This window comes from Flavobacterium sp. (assembly GCF_049590715.1).
Lineage (GTDB): Bacteria > Bacteroidota > Bacteroidia > Flavobacteriales > Flavobacteriaceae > Flavobacterium.
Genome location: NZ_JBAWDL010000179.1, coordinates 34478 through 45360, shown reverse-complemented (window position 1 = coordinate 45360; position 10883 = coordinate 34478). Strand labels below are relative to the sequence as shown.

The window sequence follows — 10883 nt, the reverse complement described above, 5'->3', positions numbered from 1 at the left end:
CATGATGGTTCTAGACTTGTATTCAATCCTATGCGTAGCTACGCACCTATGTCCACAAGGATAAGTTATCAATTAGTTTAAAAAAGAGTCGTAGTTGTAAAAAGTTAGAACTTTTTTTTATTTTATCCGAGCTGAGAATGCTAGTACGCTCTCCAAGAAAAAAATGCATATTTGGCAATGAGATAATTATATATTATATATTTTGAAATAACACTTGAGTTATGCCAACCTTTGTGGGCGCGGAAAACATTTTCCGCACTATCATGGAACAAATCGAGTATCTCGGGATTACACACTATCGTTGTGTTGAATATACATACGCTCAACATCAGTATAATCTTTCATAATATAAATTATATAGTTTTATTTTATTTATTTAAAACCAAAACACATTTTTTAACGTAAGTGTTAGAAACAATAATAAAAACAAAATGAAAAAAAAACTATCTAATTTTAAGTTATTCAAAACCAAAATAACTATAATGTTCTCTTTTTTAGTGTTTTCTATCTCAGGCTACTCACAAACGGTTGAAATTTTCTTTGAGCAAACCAACGAATTTTTAAAAAAGAACGTAACTGCCGAAGGTAAAATAGATTATATAACACTCAAAAAAAGTCCTGGTGAGTTAATGTATATCTTGAGTAATGTTGAAAAATTGGATGCTACTTTTACAGATAAAAATTTAGCCAAAGCCTTTTGGATAAACATTTACAATTTACAAGTGATAAAAGGAGTTTTAGATACTTATCCCTTTAAAAACGTAAATCAAATTCCAAACTTTTTCAAAGGAAATTATTTTATAGTAATCCAGCAAGAATTAACACTTGATGATGTTGAAAATACAATTTTAAGAGAATTATTATTTGACCCAGCCATTCATTTTGCGCTATCAAGTGCGTCCAATGGTGGTGCTCCGTTATTAAATGAAGCCTACATGCCAAAAACTATAGAAGAACAATTAAAAACTCAAGCATCTCGTGTAATTAACTCAAAAAGTTATTACAAAATAAACAAAGATGAAAAATCAATTGCATTGCCAAAAATATTTGAGTGGTATAAAAAAGATTTTGTTACTCAATATTTTAACGAAATTGATTTCTTGAATATATTTTCAGAAAAAAGAATAGACAATAAACTATCCGTTACAACTTATGATTTTGATTGGACACTAAATCAAAAATAGTAGAAACCATAGATCAAAAAAACAAAGGATCTTACCCTCTAAACTCACTTAACAGAAATAGAGAAGAAAATCACTAAGACCATTTACACCTAAGGTTTGAGACCATTTCTTACTATTGTCGGAAGAACGACACGCAAAACAATTTGTCATCAAAGACAACAGTAATATATAAAAACCATTCAAAAATTCCGTTTTTTTTGAATGGTTTTCTTTTTGGTATTAAAAATTCAAAGCCGTGCTATTCTTGATTTCGCCCATAACAAATATGGTTTGTGTATTACCAATATTCTCAATCGTAGATAATTTGTTCATCACAAAATCTTGATAACTCGCCATATCCTCCACTAGAATTTTCAACATAAAATCATAATCTCCTGCTATATTGTAACATTCAATAATTTCGGGTAAAGCGACAATGTCTTTTACAAAATTAGCTCCTACATTTCGCGCATGTTCCTTTAGTCGAACATTACAGAAAACAGTCATCCCTAGTTTGAGTTTTTTTTTATCTAATAAAGCCACATATTTCATAATGTAACCCTCTCGTTCAAGTCGTTTGATACGTTCATAAACGGGAGTAGCAGTCAAGAACAACTCGCTTGCTAGCTGTTTTATGTTGATATTAGAGTCAGATTGTAGTCGTTTCAGGATTTGAATATCAGTGCCATCGAGGTTTTCCATAGGATTATTTACGGTAAAAGTTAATTTTAAAGTTATAATTTAGATTTTAGAACTTCAAAAGTACGTTTTTACAGTTCAATTTACCTAATAAAACAAAAAATAACAGTATTAATCACCAACTAAATACATTTGTAAAGTAAAAAATACTTTAAAAATGAAAACAAATAATTTAGGTTATCCAAGAATTGGAAGCAATAGAGAATTAAAAAAAGCAAACGAATTGTATTGGTCAGGAAAAATTTCTGCTGACGAACTTTTGAAAGTAGGTAAAAACATTCGTGAAACCAACTGGAAATTACAAGCCGAAACTGGAATTGATTTTATTCCTTCCAACGATTTTTCTTTTTACGATCAGGTTTTGGATTTGAGTTTGACAGTTGGGGCTATCCCTGAACGATACCATAGTTTTGCAGAAACCAACACCTTTTTAGATTTATATTTTGCAATGGCTCGTGGTGCTCAAAAAAACAACCAAGATGTTGTTGCGATGGAAATGACCAAATGGTTTGATACCAACTATCACTATATTGTTCCTGAATTCACGAAAGATCAAAAATTTTATTTGTTTTCAGAAAAAATTATTGAAGAATTCAAAGAAGCAAAAGCCATCGGGATCCTTACTAAACCCATTTTAATTGGCCCTGTTTCCTACTTACTTTTAGGAAAAGAAAAAGAAGATGGTTTCCATAGAATTGACTTATTAGGAAAATTACTTCCTGTTTATTTTGAGATTCTAACCAAATTAGAAAATGAAGGTGCTACTTTCATTCAATTTGACGAACCTTTTTTAGCACTAAATCTTACCGATACGGAACGTGAAGCTTTGGTATATACCTATAACCAAATTCATAATCAATTTCCAAATATCAAAATCCATCTCGCAAACTATTTTGACTGTTTTGGCGAGAACATAGCCACAGCCTTATCATTACCAATCGATACCTTTCACTTGGATGTAGTTCGTTGTCCGTTGCAATTAGATGATATTTTAGAATCGAAATTACTTGCTTCAACAGCTAAACTTTCATTAGGTGTTATTGACGGTAGAAACATTTGGAAAAACGATTTCAAAAAATCATTGGCTTTAATCGAAAAAGCAACAACTACTTTAGGGAAAGACCGCATTCTAATCGCCCCATCTTGTTCATTGATTCATTCACCTTGTGATTTGGAATTGGAAACTAATGAAGAAAATTTATCTCCAGAAGTCAAACAATGGTTGGCTTTCGCCAAACAAAAAATTGAAGAGGTAGTGGTACTTCGTAATTTGGCTTCAGGCGAAATCACAGAAGACGATCAAGCGCAGTTTGAAGCCAATACTTTGGCGAATGCCAAACGAAAAACAGCGACTATCATTCACAATGAAGCGGTTAAAAAGAGAGTGATCTCTATTACAGAAAACGACTCTAAAAGGCAAAATACCTTTGCTGTACGAAGACAAAAACAAGCTGATGCTTTACAATTGCCATTGTTCCCTACAACTACCATTGGATCATTTCCACAAACCCCAGAGGTACGTAGCTGGAGAGCCAAATTTAAAAAAGGTGATTTGTCACAAAAAGAATACGATGCTTTGTTAAAAAAAGAAACCGAGGAAACTATTCGTTTTCAAGAACAATCAGGTATTGATGTTTTAGTTCATGGCGAATTTGAACGCAATGATATGGTGGAATATTTTGGCGAACAATTAGATGGTTTTGCTTTTACTAAAAACGGTTGGGTTCAAAGTTACGGTAGCCGTTGTGTAAAACCTCCCGTGATTTATGGTGATGTTTCTCGTCCTGCACCTATGACTGTTAAATGGGCTGAATATGCACAATCATTGACTTCAAAATGGGTCAAAGGAATGTTGACAGGACCTGTGACCATCTTGCAATGGTCATTTGTACGTGATGATCAGCCAAGATCTGAAACTTGTACGCAAATTGCATTAGCCATTCGTGATGAAGTTGTGGATTTAGAAAGTGCTGGAATCAAAATTATCCAGATTGATGAACCTGCTATTCGTGAAGGTTTGCCATTACGCAAAGAAGAATGGGCAAAATATCTAGACTGGGCAATTAAAGCCTTTAGAATTTCGGCCAGTGGTGTTGCTGATGATACACAAGTACACACGCACATGTGTTACAGCGAGTTTAATGACATTATTCAAAACATTGCTGATATGGATGCCGATGTGATCACAATCGAATGCTCTCGCTCCCAAATGGAATTATTAGACGCTTTTGCTGATTTTAAATATCCAAATGAAATAGGACCAGGTGTATATGACATTCACTCACCACGAGTTCCTTCAAACGAGGAAATGGTTCATTTATTAGAAAAAGCTGCAGCGGTAATTCCTGCGAACCAACTATGGGTAAATCCTGACTGCGGATTAAAAACACGTCATTGGGATGAAACTAAAAAAGCCTTAATCGAAATGGTAAATGCTGCTAAAAAAATGCGTTTGGCTGTAGAGACTTTGGAGACGGTCTAATAAAACATAGTCTCAAAAAGTATTTAAGTTAAAAAGTTAAGGCTTCGTTTTTATAATCGAAGCCTTTTCATATATAACAAAAACTATTTTAAAACAATTCCTCAAATAGGCAACATGTTCTGCTTTGAGTAAAGGTTCTACTGCTCTTTTATGCATCATTTTTAAAGGAGCTCCACTATTTTAGAATAACTTTTTAACTTACACAGTTAGTAAAACACTACCTTATTCTGCTGGCTTGGTCTCGTCAACAGGTTTCTTCTTTTTACCGAATAAACCATTTAAAAGATCGGTGGCTTTTGTTTTCACTTCTTCTTTTGCTTTTTCTTTTACTTCCTCCTTAGTTACAGGCGCAGTAATTTTAGTGGTGTCACCTGTCTTTTTATTTTTATTCAACAAATCAGTTAAAGCTGATGTTCCTTTGCTAATTAATTTCTCTTTTTGTTGTTGTACCAATTGATTCGTCAAGTTAGTAACAGCTGTCTTCATGTCTGTAGAAATTTTAGGGTTTGAGAAATTACCTGTCATTACCGCATTAATAGGAATGCTTTCTAGTTTGTTTGCATCAGTAGGAGTTAACTTAGCAATCAATGCATTAGCTTCTGTTCCAAGATACTTTGCAGGCACATCAAATTTTAAATTATAGTTCATGTTTTGATCAAAACCATGAGAACCGCCAATTGTTGCTTTGATATCTTGGTATTTAATATCAAATGGTTTTACGTTTACTTTTCCGTTTTCAAAAGTAAGTGCTGCTTTTAAATCATTCAAATTAATTTTGCTCAGATCCAGAAACTTAATATTTGACGTAAGTGCAGTTAATAAAGTAGAATTTTTAGAATTTACTGTGGTCGAAAGTAGTTGTCCAACCAAATCTCCAGTCAATGATTTTAAATCTGGACTCATATCATTGGTTAGGTTTCCGTTCAATTTAATTGTAGAATTTATCTTACCATTAATGATTCCGGCAATAGGTGCAATTTTTTTCAACATATCTAACTGGGTAAATGATTGAGCGATGTCTAGCTGATTTAAACCCAAATTCATATCAAAAACAGGTGTTTTCCCTTTAGTAGAAACCGAACCATTTAAACCAATATTACCTCCAAAAATCGAAGTTTTAATATTTTCCATCGTCACTTTTTCATCTTTTACAATTAGTTTTCCTGAGACATCTTTCAAAGTCAAATTATCATACAAAACTGTATTTGCTTTAGCGGTAAGTGTACAATTCAAGAAAGCTGGAATCTTCATAGCTTCGGTTTCTTTTTTAACCGTAGTCCCTTTTACTGGTTCCTCAGGAGTCATAAAATCACTTACTGCCAATTGATTTGAATTCAAAGAAAAGTTTCCTTTCAATTCTTGATTTTTAAAAATAAAACCATAGAAATTATTTAAAACCCCAGTAACACTAATGTCACTTTTTCCAGTTGACGCGTTAAATTGTTTTAAATTGACTTGACTAGGATTAAATTGTACCAAAGCCGTACTAATATTCATTACTTTACCATTCTCATCAGTATATTTGAATCCTGACAAACTCATCGTTCCTGCATTTTTGATGTTTTGATACTCACTTTTCTCAACAGATGCCATATCGAATTGAGTGGTAACATCCGCTTTCAAAATTCCTAACATAGGTTTATCAAGCTTTATTGGATATGCTTTTGATAAATTCCCTAAGTTGATTGTACCCTTTAAAGCAGCATCAACTAGTGCATTTTGTGTTACGTTTTTAATATTCGCTTTAGCATTAAAAATATCTTGATCTATTTTGAAAGATAATTTATCTAGGTTAACATACGTATCATTCAAAACCCCTGTTTCATTGATGATTTTCGTATCAATTACAATGTTTTGAACGGATTTAGGTAAATTTGGATATTGAAATGAAGCATTGTTTGATGCTATTTCGATATTGAATTTAGGAACAGTAGTATCTGTGTAGGTTCCTTTTGCAAAACCTACCACAGTGAAGTCACCAGTAGTTTTCACATTATCTAAGCTAGCTGAATAAGCCGCAGGAATCAATCCTAAAAAGTTTTTGAATGATGAAGTAGGTGTTTTGAACTTCAAATCATATTCTTGACCTGCTTCCACCATTTGAATGAAACCATCAAATTCTAACGGCAACTGATTGATTAATGCTTTATTTTCCTTAAAAGTATATTTGCTTTTTTCTAAATCGATACCAAGAACAGCATCCAAAGTCAGGGCTACATTTTTCATGTAATTCACTTTATCCATGTCTAAAGATATTTTGGCAGTCGACTTAGTGTTTAAATCCAATTTAGATGCTGCAAAATCTCCTGTTCCTTGATGATTTAAGCTATCAATCACCATTTTGATTTTCGAACCTTGGTCGGTATAGCGAAATTGAAAATTTTCGATTTTATATTCTTGAATTTTCAGTGCCAATGGATCACTGCTACTAGTATCCTCCTTTGGCTTATCCTCTTTCAAGGCAATATCATAATTTCCTAATCCATCTTTATTAAAAATGATATTGATTAAACCATTTTTAGAAGTAATACCTTGAATTGCAATCGACTCGTTTTTTTCTTTAAAAAGTTCTTTAACGGACATCTTTAAATTCAATTCACCCAAAGCAACAAGGGTATCTCCTTCAAAAGGTGCTTTGTTAATAATCACTAAAGAGTCTAAAGTCACGGTAGCGTTAGGGAAATTTTTAAACAAACTCAAATCAGCATCTGTAAAACTTACTTTGGCATCAACTTTCTCATTAATGGCTTGGGCGATTTTCGCTTTGATTTGGTCTTTAAAAAAATAAGGAATAGCAAATAAACTTCCTGCTAGTAACAACAAGATTCCTCCGAATATAAGGGCGATTTTTTTTAACATAGGTAAAAATTTTAATTTATTGTTTAAAGTAGCAAAAATATTGCCGCAATGAATTAGTAAAGACACATTTTTCTATTCTTATTATAAAAAAAGTTTTAAGGGTTATTTGAATTGATGTTGTAGCTTTATCGTATATCAATTTCATATGGCATTATGGCTTGAAGACCTTTGCGTGCTTGAAGACGTTTTACTCGCTCAATAACTTTATAGTTTTCAGTTCCAATTTCCTCTTTTATAAACTCTTTTTTTGATTTAGAAAAAGGAAGTTTAGAAAAAATATCTTGAATATTTTTCTCATATTCAGGAAAGTTTTTAGTTGAATACTCATTAATTTTAACAAGGCTTGCTGCTGCTTTGATTGCATCATTTAAATTTCCAATTTTGTCAACTAATCCAATTTTAATAGCTTCAGAACCTGTCCATACACGACCTTGAGCAATAGAATCAACCTGTGCAAAAGTCATCTTTCGACCTTGAGCCACATGTGTCACAAATGTTTTATAAATATGCTCAACCCCTTCTAGAGTTACAGCTTTAAAATTTTCATCAATTGGGACAAACGGGCTGTAATTTGGTGCATTTTCATGTGTTTTTACTTGCTCAATGTTAATTCCTATTTTTGAGGTCAGTTGGCTAAAATTAGGCAATATTCCAAAAACCCCTATTGATCCAGTAATGGTATTTTTTTCTGCAAAAATTTCATTTGCATTACATGCGATATAATACCCACCCGAAGCAGCATAATTCCCCATAGAAACAATTACTGGTTTTACTTTTTTAGTCAACTCAACTTCTCTCCATATCAAATCAGAGGTTAGTGCATTACCACCTGGGCTGTCAATACGCAAGACAATCGCTTTTATTTTTTTATCTTTTCTAGCTTCTTGTAACGAGCGCTTCATGGAACCTTCACCAATAGTGTTTACATCGCCCTCTCCAGATTGAATTTCACCTTGCGCATAAATAACAGCAATTTGATTATCAGTTTGTGTAAACTCGGCATCAAGAAGGAGTTTTTTAGTATAATCTACAATAGATACTTTCTGATAGTCCTTGTCTTTATCAACTTTTAATAATTTTTTAATCGCATCATGATACTCATCTTCATACCCTATAATGTCAATTATTTTTTGTTGTTTTGCTAATATAGGCGTACGAGCTAGAAGACCGTTTGCTATTTCATTTAGTTTGTTTATTGGTATGTTTCTACTTTTAGAGATGTCTTCCACAACAGCATCCCATACCGAGTTTAATAAAGCTGTAGTTTGTTCCCTATTAGCCTCACTCATTTTATTTTCTAAAAAAGGTTCTACTGCACTTTTATATTTTCCGTGACGAATAACTTCCATTTTCACTCCCGTTTTCTCTTGGAGGTCTTTGAAAAACATAATCTCAGAAGACAATCCTTTAAAATCCAAATCACCTACAGGATTTAGATACATTTTATCCGCAATTGAATTTAAATAATATTCTTTTTGAGAATAAGTATCGGCATACGCCAAAATAAATTTTCCGGATTTTTTAAAATTCCCCAAGGCATCACGTACAGCTTTACTTTGTGCCATTCCTAAATTAGAATGATTATTTAAAATTGAAATCCCTTTAATTTTATCATCTATTTTAGCAGCCTCAATTGCATCGATAATATTGGTTAACCCAACACCATTATCTTCAGAAAAGACAGATACCCAAGGATCTTTGTACTTACCTGCATAATCGTATTCTACTTCTAACAAATCTAATTCAATTACAGTATTTTCTTCTACATTGGCAATTTCTGAATCACTTCCAAAAACACCTGCGACAAGAACCAGTCCTAAAACAAACAAGAGACAAAAAATAAACAAACCTACAATGGTAGCAATTACATTTCCTAAAAATTTCATATTATTGTTTTTTTTTAAATACGTAAAATAATTACGTACAATGTTACGGTTTGACCAACATACTTTATGCAAATATATTCTTAATTCTAAAATTGTTTTAGTTAATTTGCGCTTAATTATGAAACTACAGCATCAAGTTATTTTATCATTAGGAACCAATCAAGGAAATAAACTTGAAAATATCGAACATTGTATTCAACTAATCAATAAAAAAATAGGGAGGGTAACACAAATTTCTAAGCTATACGAAACGCCTTCTTGGGGATTTGAAAGCTATGCCTTTTATAATTGTGCTTTATCCGTAATAAGTTCTTGTGAGCCAATAAAAGTTTTAGAAACGGCATTGGCAATAGAGCAAGAAATGGGGCGTATTAGAAAAGAGCAATTAGGGTATCAATCTAGAATAATTGATATTGATTTAATTTTCTTTGAAGACAGAATAATTACGACTGATACACTTCAAATACCACACCCCTTACTACAAGAACGGAAGTTCGTTATGATGCCTCTTCTTGATTTAGACATTCCTTGGAAACATCCTGTTTTAAATCAAACCATTGCTACTTTAGCAGAAAACTGTTCTGACAATAGTAACTGCATGGTCATTCAGAATCTTAAAATTAACTAGGCCAGGTGAGTTTTTTAAACAAATCCCATACTACAATTCCAGCACTAACAGAAATATTCAAGGAATGTTTTGTTCCTAGTTGTGGAATTTCAATACAACCGTCGCAAAGCGCAACTGCTTCTTGAGACACTCCAAAAACTTCGTTTCCAAATACAAGCGCATATTTCTGGTTTTTTTCGACTTGAAAATCTTGTAAAAAAGAAGCACTTTCTACTTGCTCTATTGCCAAGGTAAGCGTGTTTTCGTTTTTTAATTGGGTGATTACATCTAGTACGTTGTCATAATGTTCCCAAGCAACTGTTTCAGTTGCCCCCAAAGCTGTTTTGTGAATTTCCTTGTTGGGTGGTGTTGCTGTAATACCGCACAAATATATTTTTTCAATCAAAAAAGCATCAGCAGTTCTAAAAACAGAACCAATATTATGCAAACTTCGGATATCATCTAAGATCAATATTAATGGAGTCTTGTCTGATTTTTTAAAATCTTCAATAGATTTTCTTTCTAATTCGCTGTTTTCTAGCTTTCTCATTAGTTAGGGATTAGTCGTAAAAAAAAAGCTCCCAAAGTAAAGGAAGCTTTTTAATTGTAATATTTTGAATTTAGCTTTTTGTAGGCTCGTCAGGCAATACATTCCCTTTGATAGTTAATGTTTTTGTTGCTTGTCCCTCAGCATTAGATGTAACAGTAACCGTTTTTGTAAAAGGACCTACTCTATCAGTTGCATATTTTACTCCAATCACACCTTTTGCTCCAGGAGCAATAGGTTCTTTAGGCGTAGTAGGAACAGTACAACCACATGATCCTTGAGTATTTGTAATAATTAATGGTTTTGTACCATTATTAGTAAAAACAAATTGGCGGTTACCATCAGCATTATGAGCTATTGTCCCATAATCAATTGTTTCATTTTCAAAAACCATTCCAGCACCATCAACTTTAACCACTTTAGTTGTAACAACTGTTTTAACAGTTGCTTTCATTTTTTTAGTTGTTCCTTGTGCATTAGAATTAGAAATTCCAAAAGCAGTAAGCATTGCTAGTAAAATTATTTTTTTCATTTTTATTATATTTTTGAATTGATAAAACAAAACTAAATAAAAAATCATGCCAATACCATAAAATTTCCTTAAAAGTGAAGTTTATTTTTTTAACTGATTCCATTTTCG

8 protein-coding genes are annotated in these 10883 nt (G+C 32.5%); 3 read left to right on the top strand and 5 right to left on the bottom strand.

The genetic code is table 11. The features are described from left to right. Positions 1 to 431 precede the first annotated feature (431 nt). Entirely contained in the window at positions 432 to 1184 is a 753-nt protein-coding gene (locus tag WBQ70_RS08350; RefSeq protein WP_423912825.1) for a DUF547 domain-containing protein, read from the top strand. A 219-nt stretch (positions 1185 to 1403) separates the two neighbouring features. On the opposite strand, the gene WBQ70_RS08345 is transcribed toward WBQ70_RS08350, so the two are convergent. After that, positions 1404 to 1865, bottom strand: a complete 462-nt coding sequence (locus tag WBQ70_RS08345; RefSeq protein ID WP_423912824.1) for an Lrp/AsnC family transcriptional regulator — start codon at positions 1863 to 1865, stop codon at positions 1404 to 1406. 154 nt (positions 1866 to 2019) lie between these two features. Here WBQ70_RS08345 and metE point away from each other — a divergent pair, with 154 nt between their 5' ends. Then, positions 2020 to 4344: a 5-methyltetrahydropteroyltriglutamate--homocysteine S-methyltransferase gene (metE, locus tag WBQ70_RS08340; RefSeq protein ID WP_423912821.1), complete on the top strand. Its 2325-nt coding sequence runs from the start codon at positions 2020 to 2022 to the stop codon at positions 4342 to 4344. 222 nt (positions 4345 to 4566) lie between these two features. Here the strand turns inward: metE and WBQ70_RS08335 are convergent, their stop codons facing one another. Both WBQ70_RS08335 and sppA read right to left on the bottom strand, forming a co-directional pair. Next, positions 4567 to 7203: an AsmA-like C-terminal region-containing protein gene (locus WBQ70_RS08335; protein WP_423912820.1), complete on the bottom strand. Its 2637-nt coding sequence runs from the start codon at positions 7201 to 7203 to the stop codon at positions 4567 to 4569. A gap of 125 nt (positions 7204 to 7328) precedes the next feature. Further along, a complete protein-coding gene (gene sppA / locus WBQ70_RS08330) occupies positions 7329 to 9089 on the bottom strand; it encodes a signal peptide peptidase SppA (protein ID WP_423912817.1) in 1761 nt (586 codons plus the stop codon). Between the two features lie 118 nt (positions 9090 to 9207). Here sppA and folK point away from each other — a divergent pair, with 118 nt between their 5' ends. Next, entirely contained in the window at positions 9208 to 9717 is a 510-nt protein-coding gene (gene folK / locus WBQ70_RS08325; RefSeq protein WP_423912814.1) for a 2-amino-4-hydroxy-6-hydroxymethyldihydropteridine diphosphokinase, read from the top strand. On the opposite strand, the gene WBQ70_RS08320 is transcribed toward folK, so the two are convergent. Both WBQ70_RS08320 and WBQ70_RS08315 read right to left on the bottom strand, forming a co-directional pair. Continuing rightward, positions 9710 to 10246, bottom strand: a complete 537-nt coding sequence (locus WBQ70_RS08320) for an RNA methyltransferase (RefSeq protein ID WP_423912812.1) — start codon at positions 10244 to 10246, stop codon at positions 9710 to 9712. The genes folK and WBQ70_RS08320 overlap by 8 nt on opposite strands. A 70-nt stretch (positions 10247 to 10316) precedes the next feature. Then, on the bottom strand, positions 10317 to 10775 hold the full coding sequence (locus tag WBQ70_RS08315) for a DUF1573 domain-containing protein (RefSeq protein WP_423912810.1): 459 nt from the start codon (positions 10773 to 10775) through the stop codon (positions 10317 to 10319). Between the last annotated feature and the right edge of the window lie 108 nt (positions 10776 to 10883).

Coding starts and splice junctions, on each gene's coding strand:
- metE (WP_423912821.1), top strand. CDS start 2,020: ATGAAAACAAATAATTTAGGTTATCCAAGAATTGGAAGCAATAGAGAA.
- WBQ70_RS08315 (WP_423912810.1), bottom strand. CDS start 10,775: ATGAAAAAAATAATTTTACTAGCAATGCTTACTGCTTTTGGAATTTCT.
- WBQ70_RS08350 (WP_423912825.1), top strand. CDS start 432: ATGAAAAAAAAACTATCTAATTTTAAGTTATTCAAAACCAAAATAACT.
- WBQ70_RS08320 (WP_423912812.1), bottom strand. CDS start 10,246: ATGAGAAAGCTAGAAAACAGCGAATTAGAAAGAAAATCTATTGAAGAT.
- WBQ70_RS08345 (WP_423912824.1), bottom strand. CDS start 1,865: ATGGAAAACCTCGATGGCACTGATATTCAAATCCTGAAACGACTACAA.
- WBQ70_RS08335 (WP_423912820.1), bottom strand. CDS start 7,203: ATGTTAAAAAAAATCGCCCTTATATTCGGAGGAATCTTGTTGTTACTA.
- folK (WP_423912814.1), top strand. CDS start 9,208: ATGAAACTACAGCATCAAGTTATTTTATCATTAGGAACCAATCAAGGA.
- sppA (WP_423912817.1), bottom strand. CDS start 9,089: ATGAAATTTTTAGGAAATGTAATTGCTACCATTGTAGGTTTGTTTATT.